Below are 20,267 nucleotides of genomic sequence, written 5' to 3'. Positions count from 1 at the left end.
GATGCGCATCGTCGTCGCTCCCGACAAGTTCAAGGGGTCGCTGACCGCGCCCGCGGTGGCGTTCCACGTCGCCGCGGGGCTGCGCTCGGTCGCTCCCGACGTCGAGGTGGTGTCGGTGCCGGTCGCCGACGGCGGCGAGGGAACGCTCGATGCCGCGGTCGCCGCGGGCTACGAGTTGCGCACGGCGGAGGTCGCGGGCCCGACGGGGGAACCGGTCGCTGCGGCCTTCGCCGTGCGCGGCAGTCACGCCGTCATCGAGATGGCGCGGGCCTCGGGGCTCGACCTGCTGCCCGGCGGCGTGCCCGACGCCCTCGGCGCAACGAGCCTCGGCACCGGCCAGCTCGTGCGCGCCGCGCTCGACGCCGGTTGCCGGGAGATCGTGCTCGGCATCGGCGGTAGTGCGTCGACCGATGGGGGAGCCGGACTCCTGCAGGGGCTCGGGGCGCGATTCGCGGATGCCGCGGGCGCCGAGCTGCCCCTCGGCGGCGCCGCGCTCGCGCGGCTCTCGACCGTCGACCTCTCGGGCCTCGACCCCCGCCTCGCCGAGGCCGAGATCGTGCTCGCGAGCGACGTCGACAACCCCTTGCTCGGCTCCGATGGGGCCGCCGCCGTGTTCGGACCGCAGAAGGGCGCGACCGTCGCCCAGGTGTGGATCCTCGACGACGCGCTCACCCGGTTCGCCCTCGAGCTCGCTCACGCGTCGGCGGAGGCGGGCAGGCCGGGCCGCGTCGACGACGCGGCGCTCGCTCCCGGCTCAGGCGCAGCGGGAGGGGTCGGCTTCGCCGCCATCGCGGTGCTCGGTGCGCATCGGCGCCCCGGCATCGACGTTGTGCTCGAGTTCGCAGGTCTCGCCGACGCATTGCGCGGGGCCGACGCCGTGATCACGGGGGAGGGCAGCCTCGACGAGCAGAGCCTCGGCGGCAAGACGCCCATCGGCGTCGCGCGCGCAGCGGCTGCTGCCGGGCTGCCGGTCTACGCCGTGTGCGGGCGGACGACGCTCTCTGCCGGCGACCTCGCCGCGGCCGGATTCGCGGGCGTGCGCTCGCTCGCCGAGGTCGAGCCCGATTCGGGGCGCAGCATCGCCATGGCCGCCCCGCTCCTCGAGCGGGTCGCCGCCTCGCTCGGCGCGCAGATCGCCGCCGAAGTCCATGCCGAGGTCGGTGTCGATGCCGGTTCCGGGGCGCCCGCTCCCTACGACCGCGTGCTGCTCGGAGAGCGCGTGCTCGTCGACGGTGCCTTCATCCCGGCCGAGATCGGAATCCGTGATGGCGCGATCGCCGCGATCGTGCCGTTGGGCACCGGCCTCGCGAGCGCCGAGACCGACCGGCTCGCCCCCGACGAGGTACTGATCCCCGGACTCGTCGACACGCACGTGCACGTCAACGAGCCCGGTCGCACCGAGTGGGAGGGGTTCGCCTCGGCGACCCGTTCCGCGGCCGCCGGGGGCGTCACGACGATCATCGACATGCCGCTGAACAGCATTCCGCCGACGATCTCGGTCGCGGCGCTCGACGAGAAGCGTGCGGCGACGGCCGGACAGCTCTTCGTCGACGTCGGGTTCTGGGGCGGCGTCGTGCCGGGAAACGCCGACGAGATCGAGCCGCTCGTCGCCGAAGGCGTGTTCGGTTTCAAGTCGTTCCTGCTGCCCTCGGGCGTCGACGAGTTCCCCCACATCTCGGCCGACGAGATGGAGGTCGCGATGCGCCGCATCGCGGCCGCCGGCTCGATGCTCGTCGTGCACGCCGAAGACGAGCACGTCATCGACGGCGCACCGCACAAGGGCGGCCCGAGTTACCTCGACTTCCTCGCGTCGCGTCCCCACGAAGCCGAGGACACCGCGATCGCACAGGTGATCGAGCGGGCGGCGCGCACCGGGGTCCGTGCGCACGTGCTGCACCTGAGCTCGGCGGACTCGCTCCGGCAGATCGCCGAGGCGAGGGCCGCGGGCGTCGACCTCAGCGTCGAGACGTGCCCGCACTACCTCGCGTTGTTCGCCGAAGACGTGGCGGCGGGAGCGACGGCCTTCAAGTGCTGCCCGCCGATTCGCGAGGCGTCGAACCGCGACGCGCTCTGGATCGGTCTCGTCGACGGCGTGATCGACTTCATCGTCTCGGATCACTCGCCGTCGACGCCCGAGCTAAAGTACGCGGGCGACGGCGACTTCGAGGTCGCCTGGGGCGGCATCGCCTCGCTGCAGCTCGGACTGCCGCTCATCTGGACCGAAGCGCGAGCCCGCGGCATCCGTCTCGAACAGGTCGTGGACTGGATGTCCGCACGGCCCGCCGAGCGGGTCGGCCTCACGACGAAGGGGCGCATCGCAGTCGGCGCCTCGGCCGACTTCGCGGTGTTCGCCCCCGAGGCGGTCTTCACCGTCGACGCCGCGGCGCTCGAACATCGGCACCCCGTGACGCCGTACGACGGGCGCGAACTGACGGGAGTGGTGCGCAGCACCTATCTCGCCGGTACGCCCGTCGATCGCGAGCGGGCGCAGGGCCGGATGCTTCGGAAGAACTCATGAAGGGAACAGAGCACGACATGATCAACTCCTCAGACGAACTCGAACCGGGCCAGATCGCGCCGGACTTCACGCTCACCGACGCGACCGGTTCGCGCCGTACTCTCGCGGAGCACCGCGGCCGGCCCGTGATCGTGTACTTCTACCCGGCGGCGTTCACCCCCGGCTGCACGACGGAGGCCTGCGACTTCCGCGACAACCTCGCGTCCTTGCAGTCGGCCGGGTACGACGTGCTCGGCATCTCGCCCGACCCGGTCGAGCGGCTCGCGCAGTTCGCGGCGGCCGAGGCGCTGAGCTTCCCGCTGCTGTCCGACGAGGATGCCGCGATCGCGAGGGCCTGGGGTGCGTGGGGCCAGAAGACCGTCGACGGCCGCACGTTCGACGGACTCATCCGCTCCACCGTCGTCGTCGACGCCGAGGGGCGCGTCGTCTCGGTCGAGTACAACGTGCAGGCCGACGGTCACGTCGCGCGACTTCGTGAGCGGCTCGGCCTGCCGAGGCTTGTCTCGTCGGTCACCGTTCAGTAGAATTGCCGCATGCTGAAATAACAGTTCCACGATATGAAATCATTCGATTCATATTTCCATACACCGTGGATGCCAGCAGAATCAGAGAGTGGATCAAGCAATGCTGCTTGAAGTATTCAATGGAGCCGATCGCCGAGCGGCGATCGCCGCGCTCCGCCCCTGCGTCGACATCGGCCGCTGGGGCGACGCGATCGTCGACGGGCGGCCGTACGCTTCCGTCGACGAGGTCGTCGCCGCGGCCGAGTCCGCGGCGACGCCGTTCACACCCGACGAGATCGAGGGCGCGCTCGCGCATCATCCGCGCATCGGGGATCGCGCACGCGGTGATCATCGCGAGGCGGAGCTCAGCCGAGCCGAGCAATCCGGGCTCGACCCGAGCGACGTCGAGGTGCAGCACGCGCTCGCCGAGGGCAACCGCGAGTACGAGCGCCGGTTCGGCCGGGTGTTCCTCATCCGCGCCGCAGGGCGCAGCGCCGGGGAGATCCTCGACACGCTGAACGAACGGCTCGGGCATACGCCCGACGAGGAAGACGAGATCGTCGCGGAGCAACTCCGCGAGATCGCGATCCTCAGACTGAAGGGAATCCTCGCCGAATGAGCATCTCGCAGATCACCACCCACGTGCTCGACGCGGTGCACGGCCGGCCCGCCGCCGGCGTGCCCGTCGAACTCCTCGCCCGAGAGGGCGACGAGTGGCGGCTCATCGGCACCGGGACGACCGACGCCGACGGCCGGGCCACGCGACTCGCCGCGAGCTCGGTGCCGAGCGGCGAGTACCGGTTGCGGTTCGACACCGGCGCCTATTTCGCGGCCCGCGACACCGAGACCTTCTACCCCGAAGTGCTGCTCACCTTCCTCGTCGCCGAGGAGGGACGGCACTACCACGTGCCGCTCCTGCTGAGCCCCTTCGCCTATTCGACGTACCGAGGAAGCTGAACCATGACCGATACACTCATCGCCAACGACTCCACCACGACCGTGAACAGCGCAGACGACTCCGGGATCATCCTCGGCGCGAACCAGTACGGCAAAGCCGAGGTCCGCGTCGTCAAAGTCACGCGTGACACGGCCCGACACGAGATCGAGGATCTCAACGTCACCTCGCAACTGCGCGGGGACTTCGCCAGGGCCCACCTCGAGGGCGACAACTCCCACGTCGTCGCGACGGACACCCAGAAGAACACGATCTTCGCCTTCGCCCGCGACGGGGTCGGCTCGCCCGAGGCGTTCCTGCTTCGCTTGGCCGAGCACTTCACGAGCTCGTTCGACTGGGTGAGCGGCGGCCGTTGGGAGGCCGAGAGCTTTGCCTGGCAGCGCATCGAGGCGCACGGTGCCGGGCACGACCACTCGTTCGTGCGTTCCGGCCAGGAGATCCGCACGGCCGTCGTCGTCGCCGACGGCGCCGACCGTCACGTCATCGCCGGGCTCAAGGAGCTCACGGTGCTGAAGACGACGCAATCGGGCTTCGCGGGATACCCGAAGGATCGCTACACGACCCTGCAGGAGACCGCCGACCGCATCCTCGCAACCGACGTCGCCGCCCGCTGGCGGTACACGAGCCCCGAGGTCGACTACAACGCGGTCTACGAGAACGTCAGGGCACTGCTGCTCGAGGCCTTCACCGAGCAGTACTCCGCCGCGCTGCAGACCACGCTCTTCGACATGGGGCGGCGGGTGCTCGAACGCCACCCCGAGATCGGCGAGATCCGCTTCTCGATGCCGAACAAGCACCACTTCGTCGTCGACCTCGCCCCGTTCGGGCTCGACAACCCCAACGAGGTGTTCTACGCCGCCGATCGGCCCTACGGGCTCATCGAGGCGACGGTCACGCGCGACGGGCTCGCGCCCGCGCCCGTCGCGTGGGAGGGCATCGCCGGCTTCTGCTGATCCGGACGGACGGAACCAAGCGAAGGGCGGATGCTGCGGCATCCGCCCTTCGTCGTCGTTGTCGACGCGCTGCGGTTCGCCGCGCTAGCGTCGAGCCATGACGGAAGGTCGGCACGCGTGAGCGGGGCGCCACCACAGGCCGCGACCAGGTGGCCCGCGGCGCGCTCGATCGCGGATGCCGCCGACGCACGCGCCGGGGTCGTGACGCGTCAGGCGACCGCTGACGAACTCGACGGCGTGCTCGCGCGCTTCGAGGCGACCTGGGGTGAGGGGCGCGGACCTGATCGCTCGATGCTGCAGGCCATCGCGCACGCCGGAGGCACCCTGCTCGTCGCCGTGCCGCATGAGCACGTGGAAGGCGCCGGAATCCTCGGCGCCGCCCTCGGATTCCTCGGCTGGGCCGGCGGCGTCCACCTGCATTCGCACATGAACGCCGTCGATCCCGCCGCGCGGGGAGGTGGCATCGGTCTCGCCTTGAAGCTCCGCCAGCGCGCGATCTGCCTCGAGCACGGCATCGACGAGATCCGGTGGACCTACGATCCGCTCATCCGCCGCAATGCGCACATGAACCTCGTCCGGCTCGGCGCCGAGGTCGTGGCCTATCGTCCCGACTTCTACGGCAGGCTCGGCGACCGGATCACGGGCGCCGACCGAAGCGACCGCTTCGAGGTGCGCTGGCGGCTCGATTCCTCTCGCACCGCACGCGCGCTCGCCAGGCGGCCGCAGCCCGCGTGGTCGGCCGAGGGCGGCCTCGCGCTCGACGCCGACTTCGAGCGACTGCGAGCGGATGCCCCGGCCGACGCCGCCCGCCTCCGCGAGCGTTCGCGAGAGGCCTTCGCCGCGCTCGCCGGCCGTGCGCTGCGGCCCGAGCTCGACGCCGCGGGCGACTACGTGTTCACGAACGACGACCCCGACCGGGAGACCGAATGACACCCACGACCGTGACTCCGCGCATCGAGGCGATCGAGTTGCATCGCATCGAAGTGCCGCTCGTGCGTCCCTTCGAGACGAGCTTCGGCCGGGAGACCGTGCGCGAAGCGCTGCTCGTGCGAGTGCGCACCGATGCGGGCGACGGCTGGGGCGAGTGCGTCGCCGGCCGCGATCCGTTCTACTCGGCCGAGTACGTCGGCGGAGCGGCATCCGTCATCGAGCGCTACCTCGCGCCGGCGCTGCTGGCCGCGCACGCCGTCGGTGCCTCGCATCCCGCCCCGGCTGACGGCGACCGATCGGCCGGCGTGCCGCTCGCAGCATCCGTCGGGCCCGCGCTCGCATTCGTCGCCGGTCACCGCATGGCGAAGGGGGCGATCGAGGCGGCCGTGCTCGACGCCGAGCTGCGGGCGCAGGGGCGGTCGATGGGCGCCGCGTTCGGCGCGGTGCGCGACTGGGTCGACTGCGGCGTCTCGGTGGGAATCGCCCCGACGCTCGAGGAGCTGCTCGACGAGGTGACCGGCTACCTCGAGCAGGGATACCGGCGCATCAAGCTGAAGATCAAGCCCGGGTGGGACCTCGTGCCCGTCGCCGCGGTCCGCGAGCTCATGGGGCCCGGCGGCCTGCTGCAGGTCGACGCGAACACGGCGTACACCGCCGACGACATCCCGCTGCTCGCGAGCCTCGACCCGTTCGGGCTGCTGCTCATCGAGCAGCCGTTCGCCGAAGAGGACATCGCGACCCACGCACTGCTCGCGAGCGCGTGCGAGACGCCGGTCTGCCTCGACGAGTCGATCCTCGACGCCGCGACCGCGGTCGACGCGATCGAGCGCGGGGCGACCTCGGTCGTCAACATCAAGCCCGGGCGCATGGGCGGCTACCTCGAGGCGCTGCGGGTGCACGACGCCTGCCGCGCGCTCGACGTGCCGGTGTGGTGCGGCGGCATGCTCGAGACCGGCATCGGCCGTGCGGCGAACGTGGCACTCGCGGCGCTGCCGGGCTTCGTGCTGCCGGGCGACACCTCGGCATCGTCGCGCTACTACGCCGACGACGTCACTGAGCCGTTCGTGCTCGGCGAGGGCGAGCATCGGGGGCAGCTCCGGGTTCCGGATGGCCCGGGCACGGGCGTCACCGTGCGCGACGACCTCGTGCGGCAGTGGGCGAGCGCACCGCCCGTCGTGCTCGCGCGCTGACCAACGCACCCGGCGACCGTAGCACGACCATTTCGTGCCGTAGTATCTCCTCACGATTGCAAACTGCCGTCCGGTATTCCGGCCCACGGCTCTACCGTGAAGGAACGCCCGATGCCGCAGTGGCACCCGCTCCGCGGCCGAATGCTCACCCGAACAGTCGTCGCCGCATTGGTCGCGGCGGTGGTGGTGCCGCTGGCGCACGCTCCGGTGGCGGCGGTGGCGGCCGTCGACGACCTCACGATCAGTGGGAGCCTCGTCGCCGAGGCTTCTGCGACCCACATACTGCGGTACTACGACTTCGGCGTCAGGCTCAGCAGCGCGGAGGACGAATCCATCGCGTACAAGCAGTTCCGCGGACCCGATTTCTCGATTACCGCACCGGAGCCGGGGGTGTACACCCTCTTCATCAGCCCGGTGCCGACGCCGGACCCCTCACCATGGGCCGGGTCGTGGTTCGGGGACACGCCCTTCCGGTGGCACGCCTCAGAAATCACGGTGAGCGGCACGAGCCCGGTCACGGGGCTCACGGTCAAGATCGCCGAGGGCGGCGCGATCAGCGGCGCGATCCAGTATCCACAAGTCGGCCTCGTCTACGGTCTCACCGCTCAGGCCTACCTGCTCGACCCGGCGACTGGCCGGTACGAGTACATCGCCGGTGACTCGCGTGACTTCGCCGGCCCGTACTCGATCCACTCGCTGCCAGCTGGCTCGTATGCCGTTCGCTTCGGTCATTCCGGGGGTAACAGCAACGATCAGACCCGCATGTTCCCATCCGAGTTCTACACGGGCGCCAGATATCTGGACGAAGCACAACCCGTGGAGTTGACCGCCGGTGGGGCGGTCGCAGGAATTGACGGCGAGCTCGACTACTTCTCGTTCGACGTGAAGCGCACGGCTGGAGAGAACCGCTACGCAACCGCTGTCGGTATCTCCTCGGGTGCATTCGATCGAGGCGTGCCCGCGGTCTACCTCGCGAGCGGTGCGGCGTGGGCCGACGCGCTCAGCGCCGCTCCGGCCGCCGCGCATCGCGGTGGACCGCTCCTCCTGACGGCACCCGACCATGTCCCGGATGTGGTGCTGGCAGAACTGAGTCGGCTTCAACCGGATGAGATCATCGTCGCCGGTGGGCCTGCGGTCGTCTCGCAGACCATGATCGATACGCTCTCGGGCCGGGGCTACGACGTGCGTCGGGTCGCCGGCACCGATCGCTACGACACTTCTCTGAAACTCGCGGTTGACGCGTTCGACGGGGGACCCGACGAAGTCAGCGCTTGGCTGGCGACCGGTCATGGCTTCGCGGACGCCCTCAGCGCAGCGTCGGACGCGAGCCGCGTCGACATCCCGCTGATCCTCGTCGACGGTGCCGCAGGCGGAGTCGGCGAGTCGACGCGGGACACCTTCGACCAACTCGGAATCGACCACTTCGAGGTGGCTGGAGGATCGGCGGCGATTACGCCTGCGGTCTTCGATGCCCTGCAATCCATTCCGGGACGAACGGCAAGCCGGTACGCAGGAGCTGACCGGTATGAGACGAGCCGACTGATCGCTTCCAACTTCATCTCGCGTGCGCCCTCCGCCTACACCGGACGCGCCTTCCTGGCCTCGGGTGAGGGTTTCGCCGATGCTCTGGCGGCAGCGCCGATCGCGGGGATCAGCGGTTCGCCGTTGTTCCTGACGCCGGGCTACTGCGTTCCACGCGCCACGCTCGATGCGATGGTCGAGCTCGACGCGTTCCTCGTCGAGCTCGTCGGCGGGCCGGCGGTGCTGGGTGCCGGCGTTGAGGAACTGGCTTGGTGCTGAACGGCTGAGCTCTTCGGCTACAGCAGGAGGGCGAGCTCGCCGATGGCCGCGGCCGACCCGGCACGCCCCGGATCGTCGTCGAGCGCGAACCAGGTCGACGACAGCGCGCACCACGCCACGAGCCACTTCGCCAGCCGTGACCGTTCGATGCCGCTCGCCTCGACGACCACGCCGAACTGCCGTTCGAGACGGCCCGGGCGCAGGGCGCGCTCGGGCGAGGGGTTGCAGAGCAGGTTGCAGTAGTCGAAGCCGGCTTCGCCGACGAGCCCCTTCGGGTCGATCGCGAGCCAGCCGCGTTCGCCGAAGTCGAGCACGTTGCCGTGGTGCAGGTCGCCGTGCAGGACGACCGGCTCGCGCGGGTCGTCGAGGAGTGCCGCTGCGACGTCGGCGCCGCGGCGGTGCTGAGGGCCGAGCCCGTCGGCCGCGGCGAAGAGCTCGCGGAACCACGTCGGCAGGTCGACGAGCTCCGGTGGGTCGGTGCGGTCGAGCACGAGAGCGGATGCCGCGTGGATGCGGCCAGCGGCCGCGCAGATCGTGCGGGTGGCCTCGTCGTCGCGGCCATCGGCGACCATGCGCACGAGGTCGCGGTTTCCGGTCGCGCGTTCGAGGAGCAGGGCCTCATCGCTGTGGGCGAGCACCCTCGCGGCGCCGCGGCCGTCGAGTGCCACGAGGAGCTCGGCGCCGCGTTCCTCCTCGTCGGTGTGCGCGAGCTTCAGCATCGCCGGCGACCCGTCGCTCGTCTGCACGGGGATGAGGCGGCTCGAGGGCGTCGTCACCGGGTCGCCGTCGGGGCGCAGGCGCCAGTGCCGCAGCCATGCGGCATCGCCGGCGAATCCGGGGTTCACCGGGCCGAGGTCGCTCACAGGCGATTCCACTCCTTGCCGGCCCACGGGTCGTAGTCGATCTCGAGCGGTTCCTGCTCGGGCCGCAGCTCTTCGGGCACGTGCTGCAGGTTCACCCGGATGCGGTACCAGAGCGAGGAGCTGCCGCGCATGCCGTCGACGAGCACGTCGGCGGGGTGCAGGTGCGCAGCGACCGCCGAATGCCGCGCCTTCCAACGCTCGAGGCCCTCGAGCGCCTCCGGCTTGGTCTCGGCACGGGCGATCTCGATGAGCGGCATCGTCGAGGCGCGTCGCCCCGAGCCGTCGGAGGACTTGGGCGGCTTCTCGGCCGGGCCGAGCTCCTCGGCGAGGGCGAGGAGGCGATCGAGGCTGCCGACGGCGTCGTCGATGCCGGCCGCCGGGTCTCCGCGGTCGGCGAAGCGCTCGAGCACGGTCGCCACGGTGAACCGCTCGGGGTGGCTGCCGCGCACCTCGCCCCAGTCGAGGGGCGTCGAGACGCGCGCGTCGGGCAGGGGCCGGATGGAGTACGCCGAGGCCACGGTGCGGTCCTTCGCGTTCTGGTTGAAGTCGACGAAGACGCTCTCGCCGCGCTCCTCCTTCCACCACCTCGCCGAGGCCATGCCCGGTGCCCGGTTCTCGACCTCGCGAGCGAGGGTCTCGGCGGCGAGCCGCACCTCGCGATAGTCCCATCTCGGCTCGATGCGCACGTTGATGTGCAGGCCGCGGGAGCCCGAGGTCTTCGGCCAGCCGACGAGCCCGTGATCGGCGAGCACCTCACGCGCGACCATCGCGACGTCGACGATCTGCGCCCACTCGACGCCCGGCATCGGGTCGAGGTCGACCCGCAACTCGTCGGGGTGGTCGAGGTCTTCGGCCCGAACCGGGTGGGGGTTCAGGTCGAGGCATCCGAGGTTCACGACCCAGGCGAGGGCTGCGGCGTCGCGGATCACGACCTCCTCGGCCGAGTTGCCCGACGCGTAGTGCAGGGTCGCGGTCTCGATCCAGTCGGGCCGTTTCTCGGGGGCGCGCTTCTGGAAGAAGGCCTCCTGGTCGATGCCCTTCACGAAGCGCTTCAGCACCATCGGGCGCCCGCCGGCACCGCGCAGTGCTCCCTCGGCGACGGCGAGGTAGTAGCGCACGACGTCGAGCTTCGTCAGGCCGGGCTCGGGGAACACGACCTTGTCGGGGCTGCTGATGCGCACCTCTCGGTCGTCGATCTGCAGCACCTCGGCCGTCGACGCCTTGGGGCTCACGCTCTCCACACTATTGCGCGAGGCCGCCGAGCGGGAGGGCGTGGCATCAGCCGAATGCCACGGAGGCCTCGGTCGACGCGGCGGCGGCGCGGGCGTAGCGCCGAGGGGTCTCGCCGATCACGGCCCGGAACTGGCGCGTGAAGTGAGCCTGGTCGGAGAAGCCGAGGTCGGCGGCGAGTTCGGCCAGCGACGGCGGCTCGGCGGACGCGAGCGCCTGTGACGCCTCCTGCATGCGGTAGCGCCCGATGAGCCACTTCGGCGTGAGGCCGAGCCTGCCGCGAACGAGCCGCTCGAGTGCGCGGAGGCTCAGGCCCGTCGCCGCGGCGAGCCCGTCGGCGCGCACGATCGAGCGGTCGGTCTCCGCGAGCTCCACGACTCGGCGCAGCTGCGCGGCCTCGTCGTCGAGCTCGATGCGCTGGGAGCGGAGCCACGCCTCGAACCCGGCGATCGCGGATGCATCCTCGCCCGCCTCGAGCTCGGTGCGCACATGCTCGGCGAGGCCGGAGGCATCCGTCACCCGGAGTGCAGCGAACCTGACCGAGGAGCCGACGAGGTCGCGCATCGGGCCGGGTGCGAGGCGGTGGGCGACGCCGGGCTGCAGCAGCACGCCGAACGCCCAGCCCTCGCCCTCGAGCCGCTGGCGGCTGCGACCGAGCTCGGGTCCGTAGAGGGCCGCCTCGTGCGGCTCGATCACGAGGTTCGCCGACGGGTAGTCGAGCACGCCCTGCTCGATCACCACGCCCGGCGGGAGCCGCCAGCGGGGGATCCACACGTGGCGCACGAGGCCCTCGAGATCGGCACTCACGGCATGGCGGGCGAGTCGGACCGGCGCGTCATCGGCGGCCGCCTGCGCCGCGGCCGCCGCCGCGAGCGGCGCGATGCCGGGCTCGCCCGGTCGGCCGGCGAGCACGCCCTTCGTGGCGGCGCCGGCGCGCGAGCGCCAGTAGTTCTCACCCGTCTGCATGGGGCAAGTATGGCGAGCCCCACCGACGCACCGCCGCCGACCACGTCGCCCCGTCGCGTTTGTGCAAGACGCGGGCACCGGGGCATCCGTAACGTCGAACCCGACCACGGAAGACCACCAGGAGGACACCATGACCGACTTCGAGATGACGCTCTTCGTCGCCGCCGACCCGAGCCGAGTGTGGGACGCGATCACCGGCGACGAGGGCAGCCGCGCCGTCATGTGGGGCTCGGCCCTGCGCGGCGACCTCGTGCCCGGCGGCCGGTACGAATACGTCGGACCCGGGCAGGACGGCGACGAGACCGTGCACGTCTACGGCGAGGTGCTGCAGGCGGAGCCGGGCACGGTGCTGCAACTCACCGAGCACCCCGGTCCCACCTACCGCGAGAACCACGCCGAGCTCCGCAGCCGCATGACGTGGCGTCTGGAACCTGCGGGTGAATCGCTCACGAAGCTCACGTTCATCAACGACGAGTGGAGTGAAGGCCACCCCGCCGAGGCCGAGACCTCCGACACCTGGCCCCTCGTGCTCTCGAGCTTCAAGTCGTGGGTCGAGACCGGGAGGGCGTTGCCGTTCCCCTCGTGACCGTGCGCGGAGTAGGTTGAGGCCACCACCGGTCGGCGAAGGAGACACCATGGCGAAGGCGCCCGCGTTCAGGATCGTGCGCTGGGAGCTCAAGGTGCTCTACATCGTCGTCGCGTGGATCGTCGGATACGCGATCGCAGACCTGCTCCGCCGTCTGAACACGGCGGAGGTCGGCATCGGCATCGTCAGCCTGCTCTTCGACCTCGCCGCGTTCGCGTTCGCGGTACGGATCTTCCGCGGCCAGGGTGAGCCGATCGACCCGCCGCGAGCATGGTGGCGCATGACCGGGTGGCGGCCGCTCAGTCGCCGGCTCGGCATCCTGTTCGGCGCGGCCACGGCCATCGCGTTGGTCTGCTTCGTCGGCGAGATGACGGGTGCCGTCGAGCCGACGGCGAACGGAGCCTTCAGTTGGCTCGGGATCACCCTGCAATGCGGCGTGCTCACGCTGCTGTACCTCAACTCGGCCGCGCACATGACGCGTCTCGGCATCGTGAAGCCCGAGCGGCTTCGCCCGATCATCCGGCTGACGTAGGCACCCCAGCCACGCGAAGTGACGCGAATCGACCGTTACTCGCCGAGAAGCGATCGATTCGCGTCATCTCGCTGCGGCAGCCGGTGCCGGTGCTCGCTAGGATCGCGAGCATGGCCGACGATCCGGTGAAGCAAGCGCAAGAAGCCGCCGCGGCGGCCGCTGAGGCGGCGGAGGAGCTGCAGGCGCAGGCCGCCGAGGCAGTCAGGAAGGCCGAAGAGGCGGCGGCGCTCGCGAAGGCGGCCGCTGAGGCCGCAGCGGATGCTTCGACGCCCGCCGCAGCCGAAACAGTCGCAGCCAAATCAGCCGCAGCCGCGACATCCGGCCCGCTCGACCAGTCCCAGGTCGACGCGATCCGCGCCGGCTACGCCATCGAGGGCCGAACCCTCGAGATCGGCGCCCTCGTCAACGGCGAGGCGCTGCCCGACGTGCCCGTGCGCATCCCGCTCGCGATGACGAACCGGCACGGGCTCGTCGCCGGCGCGACCGGCACGGGCAAGACCCGCACGCTGCAGGTGCTCGCCGAGCAGCTCTCGTCCCACGGCGTGGCCGTGTTCGCGGCCGACATCAAGGGCGACCTCTCGGGTGTCGCGACGCCCGGGGAGGGCAACGAGAAGCTGCTCGCACGCACCGAGGGCATCGGCCAGCAGTGGACCCCGGCGAGCTTTCCGACCGAGTTCTACTCCCTCGGCGGCGTCGGCCGGGGCGTGCCGATCCGGGCGACGATCTCGGGCTTCGGCCCGCTGCTGCTCTCGAAGGCGCTCGGCCTGAACGAGACGCAGGAGTCGAGCCTCGGCCTCGTCTTCCACTATGCGAACACCAACAATCTCGCGCTGCTCGACCTCGAAGACCTGCGCGCGGTGCTCGCCTACCTCGTGAGTGACGAGGGCAAGCCCGAGCTCGAGGGTCTCGGCGGGCTGTCGAAGGCGACGGTCGGCGTGATCCTCCGGGAGCTCATCACCTTCGCCGACCAGGGCGCCGACGTGTTCTTCGGCGAACCCGAGATCGACACGGCCGAGTTCCTTCGCGTGGCGTCCGACGGGCGCGGCATCATCAGCCTGCTCGAGGTGCCGGGCGTCGCCGACAAGCCGGCGCTCTACTCGACCTTCCTGATGTGGCTGCTCGCCGATCTCTTCACCGATCTGCCCGAGGTCGGCGACCTCGACCAGCCGAAACTCGTGTTCTTCTTCGACGAGGCGCACCTGCTCTTCGCCGACGCCTCGAAGGACTTCCTCGCCCAGATCACGCAGACCGTGCGGCTCATCCGCTCGAAGGGGGTCGGCGTCTTCTTCGTCACGCAGACGCCCAAAGACGTGCCGGCCGACGTGCTCGCCCAGCTCGGCTCGCGCGTGCAGCACCAGCTGCGCGCCTTCACCCCCGACGACGCGAAGGCGTTGCGCGCGACCGTCTCGACGTACCCGAAGTCGGGCTACGACCTCGAGGAGGCGCTCACCCAGCTCGGCACGGGTGAGGCGATCGTGACCGTCATGAACGAGAAGGGTGCTCCGAGTCCCGTCGCCTGGACGCGGCTGCGTGCCCCGCAGGCGTCGATGTCGCCATCGCCCGATGCCGTGGTGGACGCAGCCGTCGCGGCATCGCCCCTCACCGCGAAGTACGGCACCGGCATCGACCGGGAGTCGGCGCACGAGATCCTGACCAAGAAGCTCGCGGATGCCGCGGCGAAGGTCGACGCCGAAGCGGCGGCGGAGGCCAGGGCGAAGGCCGACGCCGAGTTCGCGAAGATGCAGGCGAAGATCCAAGCTGATGCCGCGAAGGCCGACAAGAAGGCGCAGGCCGAGTACGACCGGCTCATGAAGCAGACCTCGACGACCTCGCGGTCGCGCTCCTCGCGATCGAAGGAGAAGTCGGCGCTCGAGCAGGTGCTCGGCTCGAAGACCACGCAGAACGTGCTGACGAGCGTCATCACCGGCATCTTCGGCATGGCCAGGCGCAGGTAGTCGCATGCCCGCCGGGCGCACCGGCCGGTTGGCCGCCGTGCGGGAGGATGGACCCGTGCCAGAGATCCGTCCCTACCGTGCCGCCGACCGCGACCAGGTCGCCCGGATCTGCCTGCTCACGGCGGCCGGAGGCGGTGACGCCACCGGCGTCTACTCCGACGACACGCTGATGCCCGAGGTGTTCGCGCTGCCCTACGTCGAGTACGCGCCCGAGCTCGCGTTCGTCGTCGCCGATGGCGATCGGGTGCTCGGCTACGTGATCGGCGTGGCCGACACCGCCGCCTTCGTCGAGTGGTGGGAGCGCGAGTGGGGGCCGGCGTTCGCCACGAGGCATCCGTCGCCCGGCGCCCCGACCGGCCACGAACCGGACTTCACCGAGGCGCAGCTCATCGAGGCCGGCACGGCGCCCGAGCGCATGCTCATCGCCGAACTCGCCGAGTACCCGGCGCACCTGCACATCGACCTCCTGCCCGAGCTGCAGGGCCGCGGGTTCGGCCGTCGCCTCATCGACACCCTCCGAGACGCACTCGCCGCACGCGGGGTGCCGGCCGTGCACCTCGGCATGGACGCTGCGAACACGGGGGCCAGGGCGTTCTACGACCGGCTCGGATTCCACGAGCTCCCGTCGAGTCGCACGGGCTCGCCGCTGCTCGGCATCGCGACGACCGACGCGAGCGACGCGACGGCAACGGGCTCAGCCGTCAGCGAGTGAGCGAACGCCGCTCGAACCAGTAGAGCAGGCGCGGGTTCGCCTCGCGCAGGTCGGCGAGGGTCATCGGCTCCGAACCGACGGTCTCCTCGACGCCGAGCACCTCGGCGACCCGATCCATGGTGGCCTCGTCCCAGAACCTGCCGCGCATCCGGAACGCGCCGCGGCCGGTGCGTTCGACCACGAAGAGCTCCTGCGTCGTGTCGAGACTGTTCGCCCGGTACAGGTGCACCCGCAGCACTCCGGCGACATCGCGTGCCGCGACGGTCGAGACACCGCCGAAGAAGCCCCGTTCGACGATGCCGTAGCGGCTGATCGACGCGTTCGCACGGCGGTAGCCGACCCATGCGACGAAGATCGCCGCTATGACGACGGCGGTGGTGGCGGCCATGACGGGCCACGCGTCGTGCGAGTCCATCAGCCAGATCTCGGCGGCGAGCACCGGTAGGGCGAGTGCCAGGAGCGGCAATCCGACGCTCCGTCCGAGGGAGCGGCGTGGCCTCAGGGTGAATACCCTGAGGCCGTCGCCCCCTGCTGCCGCCGCTCCGATGGAGGAGCCCCCTGCGTCCCCACTCCTCAGTTCCATCGCCGCCGCTGACATCCCTCTCATCATGGGCGTCGCGGCGGAATCGCACCATTCCGCATTAATGAGGACACGGGGCCGGAAACGACGAACGGCCCCGACGAATCGGGGCCGTTCTCGTACTCATCTACCGCGGAGGATGGGGGATTCGAACCCCCGAGGGCTTGCACCCAACACGCTTTCCAAGCGTGCGCCATAGGCCACTAGGCGAATCCTCCCGGGGACTCCCCACGCACCCGCCAGAGCCCGGCTGCCCTTGCTGCGTTTCCGCCCTGGGGGAGTTGACCTGGATGACGCCACGTGAGGAGCCGGAGACAGTCTACCCGAGCGCAGGCCGGTGTCTTGACCGCGGCCGGTTCAGCGAGCGGATGCCTCGGCCAGGCTGGCCGGAAAGGCCCGAGCGGGTGTCTTGACCGCGGCCGGTTCAGCGAGCGGATGCCTCGGTGCCGCGGGCCGCCCGCGCGGCGAGGAACGCGTCGAACGCCTCGCGGCTGGTCTTCGACGGCGTGTATCCGAGTTCGGCCTTCAAGCGCGTGTTGTCGAGCACCGGCCGGTATCGCAGGAAGCCGACGCGCTCGGGTCCGTGCACCGTGAGCCGGGTCGCGTGGCCCACGCGAAGCGCGAGGGTGAGCAACGACGGCGACACCGTGATCGTGCGCTTGCCGAGGGCCGCGGCGATCTCGGTGACCGTCATGCGGCCGTCGCCCGCGACGTTGAACGCACCGGTGACCTCGCCGGTCGCCCCGCGCACGATCGCGCCGACGACGTCGTCGACCCAGACGAAGACGAACGGGCTGTCGGAGCCGCGGATCGCGAGGATGCGCGGGCCGTCCCAGAGCGCCGTGATCTGGTTCGCAACCGACGGGCCGAGGATCGTGCCGATGCGGAGCACGACCTGGCCGAGCGCCGGGTGCGCGACCCGGTAGGCCGCGAGCATCTCCTCGACGAGGCGCTTGTGCCGCGAGTAGCTGAACTCCTCGTTGCCGCGGATGCCGTCGGTCTCGACGAGCCACTCGGGGTTGTCGGCGTGATACCCGTAGGCGGCGCCCGACGACGAGACCACGATGCGCCGCACGCCGAACGCGACGGCGGCGTCGAGCACGTTGCGCGTGCCCTCGACGTCGACGCGGTACTCCACATCTTCGCTGAGGCCTCCGGGGTTCACGATCGCGGCGAGGTGCACGATCGTGTCGATGCGGTGGTCGCGCACGACCGCGGCGACGTTCGCGGCATCCGTCACGTCGCACGGCTCGAACACGACGCCGTCGGGAAGTTGCGCGGGCGTGCGCACGTCGCCGGCGACGACGAGCTGGACGTCGGGATGCCCCGCGAGGGCGCGCACCGCGCTCGATCCGAGGAACCCGGCGCCGCCGGTGACGAGTACGCGCCTCATTCGGCGACTCCTCGGCCGGTCGGCTCGTGGTCGGTGGCCTCGATGCGCTCGCTTCGCTCGCTCCTCGACCGACCGGCAGTCGACCGGCGGTCCGCTCGCTTCGAGTGCCGTGCCCAGAGAGTCGCGACCGTGAGGCCGGCGACGATGTCCCAGATGCCCCACCAGCCGGCGACGACGGCCATGCCGCCGAGCCCGCCGAAGAACGCGAAGACGAGGCCGAGGCCGAGGCCGGCGTTGCGGATGCCGACCTCGAAGGTGATGGCCTTGCGGTCGCGCACGCCGAGGCCGCCGATGCGCGCGCTCGCGTACCCGAGGCCGAGCGCCACGGCGTCGTGCAGGAACACCGCGAGCAGCACGACGCCGATGAACGCCATGAAGATCGCCCAGTTGCCGATGAGCGCCGCCGCGATGAAGCCGACGAGACCGATGAGGCTGACCCAGCGCGCGTAGGGCTGTACCTTCGCCGCGAAGCGGGGCAGCTTGGCGCGGATCAGGAGGCCGGCGAAGAACGGCACGCCGATGATCAGGAAGATCTCGAACAGCATCTGCCAGCCGTCGAGACTCACCTCGTGCACCAGCTTGCTCGCCGTCGGGTGCAGGCCGCCCCAGAACGCGAGGCTGATCGGCAGCAGGAAGATGTAGATCACGTTCGAGACGGCTGTCATCGACACCGAGAGCGCCACGTTGCCGCCCGAACGGTAGGTCAGCACCTGCGAGATGTTGCCGGGCGGGCAGCACGCCACGAGGATCATGCCGAGCGCGATCGACGCCTGCACGTTGAGCAGCAGCGTCAGGCCGAAGGTCACGGCCGGCAGCAGGATGATCTGCGCCGCGAGCGCGATGATCATGGCCTTCGGCGCCTTGGCGACGGCCTTGAAGTCGGACGGCGCCGTGTCGAGCGCGATGCCGAACATGATGAGCCCGAGCACGATGTTCAGTGCGATGAGCGAGCCCGGGGTGAAGTTCAGGACGACGTCGTCGATGTTCATGCGGTGCCGCCCTCGGTGTGGATGGTCGTGTCGGTGGCCGTCGCGGTCGCTGCGACGAGGCTGTGGGGGAGGAGCGGGCCGCGCTCGGAGGTCGGCGGCAGCGTGCCGAGCAGTCGCTTCACGGTGCGCCGGTAGGCGTCCTTGTTGACGTAGTACGACATGCGGTCGAGACCGAGGTAGTCGTAGCCGCCGGTGAGGTCGGGCCACGGGGCATCCGCTCGCTGCCGGAACCGAGCGGCCGCCTCCGGGGCGTCGTCGGAGGCGGCGAGATAGGCGGCGATGAGCTCCGCCTGCTCGAAGCGACCCTGCCAGCCGATGCCCGACGCCTCGATCATGCCGAGCACGAAGAGGCCGTTGAACGAGGGCGGGAAGACGTTCATGAAGAGCGAGGGCGACGCGCCCTCCCAGTTCAGGTGCGTGCGCTCGACGAAGGGGTAGTCGAGGTGGTAGCCCGTCGCGAGCATGACGAGGTCGTAGTCGCCCGAGGACCCGTCGGAGAAGTGCACCGTGCGCCCGTCGAACCGGTCGATGTCGGGCACGACCCGCAGGTCGCCTTGGCCGAGGTGGTTCAGCACCATCGTGTTCACGATCGGGTGCGACTCGTAGATCTTGTAGTCGGGCTTCGGGAACCCGAACTTCACCGGGTCGCCCGTGAACGCCTCGAGCACTCGCGTGTCGATGAACTGCTTGATGCGGGCGGGCAGCGGGCGCCCCTGGTTCAGGGTGTCCGACGGGCGGCCGAACAGGTAGCGGGGCACGAAGTAGTACCCGCGGCGCACGCTCAGGTCGACGGATGCCGCGTGGTGCACCGCATCGACCGCGATGTCGCACCCGGAGTTGCCGGCGCCGATGATGAGCACCCTCCTGCCGTCGAACACCTTCGCCGACTTGTACGCGCTCGTGTGCATGATCTCGCCCGTGAACTCGCCGGCGAAGCCCGGCACGTTGGGCTCGGCGAGCGTGCCGTTCGCGAGGATCACGCCCGAGTAGTCGCCCGTGATGGTCTCGCCGTCGGCGGTGACGGCGGTGACGCGCCAGCGCGGCGCGGCGGCGCCGGCGCCGGCGCCGGCGCCGGAAACGGGCGTGCCGTCAGGAACGGGGAGCGGCGAGACATCCGTCACCCTCGTCTCGAAGCGGAACCGCTCGCGCAGGCCGAACGCGTCGGCGAAGGCGCGGAAGTACTCGAGCAGTTCGCGGTGGCTCGGGTAGTCGGCGGTCGAGGCCATCGGGAACTCGGTGAACTCGGTCGTCGTGCGACTCGAGATGAGGTGCGCGGACTCGTACATGGTCGAGCGCGGGTTGTCGATGTTCCAGAGGCCGCCGACGTCGGGGCCGGCCTCGAATCCGTCGAAGGGGATACCGGCGCGGCTGAGCGCTCGCGCGCCGGCGAGGCCGGATGGGCCCGCTCCGATGAGGGCGATGTTGTTCACGGGTGGGTGTCTCTGTTCGGGTCGCACCGCTGGGGGAGACGGCACGGCACGTCGATGTGCCCGAACAGCATAAGCGAATACTGCTCGGGTTCTGGACGCCGCCGATCATCCGCTCGACGGATGCCCCGACCACGACGTTCGCACCGTGGTACGACGTCGTCGGCACCTGCCGCCGATGTGCT

19 protein-coding genes, 1 tRNA gene, 1 other RNA gene and 1 pseudogene are annotated in these 20,267 nt (G+C 70.6%); 13 read left to right on the top strand and 9 right to left on the bottom strand.

The window, feature by feature from the left end; translation table 11 throughout:
- Position 1: 1 nt before the first annotated feature.
- From ESP57_RS18675 to ESP57_RS05410, 9 genes and pseudogenes are all read left to right on the top strand, one after another.
- Positions 2-1,141 (top strand): annotated as a pseudogene (locus ESP57_RS18675) (glycerate kinase); the annotation flags it as partial.
- 60 nt (positions 1,142-1,201) lie between these two features.
- Entirely contained in the window at positions 1,202-2,518 is a 1,317-nt protein-coding gene (allB, locus tag ESP57_RS05445; RefSeq protein WP_243648428.1) for an allantoinase AllB, read from the top strand.
- A 17-nt stretch (positions 2,519-2,535) separates the two neighbouring features.
- Positions 2,536-3,042 (top strand): thioredoxin-dependent thiol peroxidase, encoded by a 507-nt coding sequence (gene bcp / locus ESP57_RS05440; RefSeq protein WP_129230794.1) that lies wholly within the window; start codon positions 2,536-2,538, stop codon positions 3,040-3,042.
- 100 nt (positions 3,043-3,142) lie between these two features.
- Positions 3,143-3,640: a 2-oxo-4-hydroxy-4-carboxy-5-ureidoimidazoline decarboxylase gene (gene uraD / locus ESP57_RS05435; protein WP_129230793.1), complete on the top strand. Its 498-nt coding sequence runs from the start codon at positions 3,143-3,145 to the stop codon at positions 3,638-3,640.
- The gene (uraH, locus tag ESP57_RS05430) at positions 3,637-3,978 is read left to right on the top strand and encodes a hydroxyisourate hydrolase (RefSeq protein ID WP_115957053.1); all 342 of its coding nucleotides are present in this window, start codon (positions 3,637-3,639) and stop codon (positions 3,976-3,978) included. The genes uraD and uraH overlap by 4 nt, the downstream gene beginning before the upstream one ends.
- Positions 3,979-3,981: 3 nt before the next feature.
- Positions 3,982-4,929: a factor-independent urate hydroxylase gene (gene pucL, locus ESP57_RS05425; RefSeq protein WP_129230792.1), complete on the top strand. Its 948-nt coding sequence runs from the start codon at positions 3,982-3,984 to the stop codon at positions 4,927-4,929.
- 117 nt (positions 4,930-5,046) lie between these two features.
- Complete coding sequence (locus tag ESP57_RS05420) at positions 5,047-5,859, top strand: hypothetical protein (RefSeq protein WP_129230791.1); 813 nt, start codon at positions 5,047-5,049, stop codon at positions 5,857-5,859.
- Positions 5,856-7,049 carry an o-succinylbenzoate synthase gene (menC, locus tag ESP57_RS05415; RefSeq protein ID WP_129230790.1) on the top strand — a complete coding sequence of 398 codons (1,194 nt, stop codon included), beginning with the start codon at positions 5,856-5,858 and terminating at the stop codon, positions 7,047-7,049. Before ESP57_RS05420 ends, menC begins: the two co-directional genes overlap by 4 nt.
- Before the next feature lie 111 nt (positions 7,050-7,160).
- On the top strand, positions 7,161-8,849 hold the full coding sequence (locus ESP57_RS05410) for a cell wall-binding repeat-containing protein (RefSeq protein WP_129230789.1): 1,689 nt from the start codon (positions 7,161-7,163) through the stop codon (positions 8,847-8,849).
- A gap of 17 nt (positions 8,850-8,866) precedes the next feature.
- On the opposite strand, the gene ESP57_RS05405 is transcribed toward ESP57_RS05410, so the two are convergent.
- The 3 genes from ESP57_RS05405 to ESP57_RS05395 are packed head-to-tail and all read right to left on the bottom strand — an operon-like array spanning position 8,867 to position 11,908.
- Positions 8,867-9,712 (bottom strand): aminoglycoside phosphotransferase family protein, encoded by an 846-nt coding sequence (locus ESP57_RS05405; RefSeq protein ID WP_207904480.1) that lies wholly within the window; start codon positions 9,710-9,712, stop codon positions 8,867-8,869.
- A complete protein-coding gene (ligD, locus tag ESP57_RS05400) occupies positions 9,709-10,944 on the bottom strand; it encodes a non-homologous end-joining DNA ligase (RefSeq protein WP_129230788.1) in 1,236 nt (411 codons plus the stop codon). The genes ESP57_RS05405 and ligD overlap by 4 nt, the downstream gene beginning before the upstream one ends.
- A gap of 46 nt (positions 10,945-10,990) precedes the next feature.
- Positions 10,991-11,908 carry an AraC family transcriptional regulator gene (locus ESP57_RS05395; protein ID WP_165877378.1) on the bottom strand — a complete coding sequence of 306 codons (918 nt, stop codon included), beginning with the start codon at positions 11,906-11,908 and terminating at the stop codon, positions 10,991-10,993.
- A gap of 130 nt (positions 11,909-12,038) precedes the next feature.
- Here ESP57_RS05395 and ESP57_RS05390 point away from each other — a divergent pair, with 130 nt between their 5' ends.
- The 4 genes from ESP57_RS05390 to ESP57_RS05375 all read left to right on the top strand — a co-directional run bounded on the left by ESP57_RS05390 (position 12,039) and on the right by ESP57_RS05375 (position 15,693).
- Entirely contained in the window at positions 12,039-12,494 is a 456-nt protein-coding gene (locus ESP57_RS05390) for an SRPBCC domain-containing protein (RefSeq protein WP_129230786.1), read from the top strand.
- A gap of 49 nt (positions 12,495-12,543) precedes the next feature.
- A complete protein-coding gene (locus ESP57_RS05385; RefSeq protein WP_129230785.1) occupies positions 12,544-13,026 on the top strand; it encodes a hypothetical protein in 483 nt (160 codons plus the stop codon).
- Positions 13,027-13,136: 110 nt separating this feature from the next.
- Positions 13,137-14,981 carry a helicase HerA-like domain-containing protein gene (locus ESP57_RS05380; protein WP_129230784.1) on the top strand — a complete coding sequence of 615 codons (1,845 nt, stop codon included), beginning with the start codon at positions 13,137-13,139 and terminating at the stop codon, positions 14,979-14,981.
- Positions 14,982-15,036: 55 nt separating this feature from the next.
- Positions 15,037-15,693: a GNAT family N-acetyltransferase gene (locus ESP57_RS05375; RefSeq protein ID WP_243648407.1), complete on the top strand. Its 657-nt coding sequence runs from the start codon at positions 15,037-15,039 to the stop codon at positions 15,691-15,693.
- On the opposite strand, the gene ESP57_RS05370 is transcribed toward ESP57_RS05375, so the two are convergent.
- From ESP57_RS05370 to ESP57_RS05345, 6 genes are all read right to left on the bottom strand, one after another.
- A complete protein-coding gene (locus ESP57_RS05370) occupies positions 15,683-16,159 on the bottom strand; it encodes a hypothetical protein (RefSeq protein ID WP_129230782.1) in 477 nt (158 codons plus the stop codon). The genes ESP57_RS05375 and ESP57_RS05370 overlap by 11 nt on opposite strands.
- Before the next feature lie 247 nt (positions 16,160-16,406).
- Positions 16,407-16,491 (bottom strand) — tRNA-Ser (locus ESP57_RS05365).
- Positions 16,490-16,586: signal recognition particle sRNA small type (gene ffs / locus ESP57_RS05360), an RNA gene on the bottom strand. The genes ESP57_RS05365 and ffs overlap by 2 nt, the downstream gene beginning before the upstream one ends.
- A 111-nt stretch (positions 16,587-16,697) precedes the next feature.
- The gene (locus ESP57_RS05355; protein ID WP_129230781.1) at positions 16,698-17,666 is read right to left on the bottom strand and encodes an NAD-dependent epimerase/dehydratase family protein; all 969 of its coding nucleotides are present in this window, start codon (positions 17,664-17,666) and stop codon (positions 16,698-16,700) included.
- Positions 17,663-18,655: a bile acid:sodium symporter family protein gene (locus ESP57_RS05350; protein WP_056010307.1), complete on the bottom strand. Its 993-nt coding sequence runs from the start codon at positions 18,653-18,655 to the stop codon at positions 17,663-17,665. Before ESP57_RS05350 ends, ESP57_RS05355 begins: the two co-directional genes overlap by 4 nt.
- On the bottom strand, positions 18,652-20,085 hold the full coding sequence (locus ESP57_RS05345; RefSeq protein ID WP_129230780.1) for a flavin-containing monooxygenase: 1,434 nt from the start codon (positions 20,083-20,085) through the stop codon (positions 18,652-18,654). The genes ESP57_RS05350 and ESP57_RS05345 overlap by 4 nt, the downstream gene beginning before the upstream one ends.
- Between the last annotated feature and the right edge of the window lie 182 nt (positions 20,086-20,267).

Source organism: Agromyces fucosus (genome assembly GCF_004134865.1).
Classification (GTDB): domain Bacteria; phylum Actinomycetota; class Actinomycetes; order Actinomycetales; family Microbacteriaceae; genus Agromyces; species Agromyces fucosus.
The sequence above is the reverse complement of the archived record's forward strand: the minus strand, read 5'-3'. Positions and strand labels throughout refer to the sequence as shown.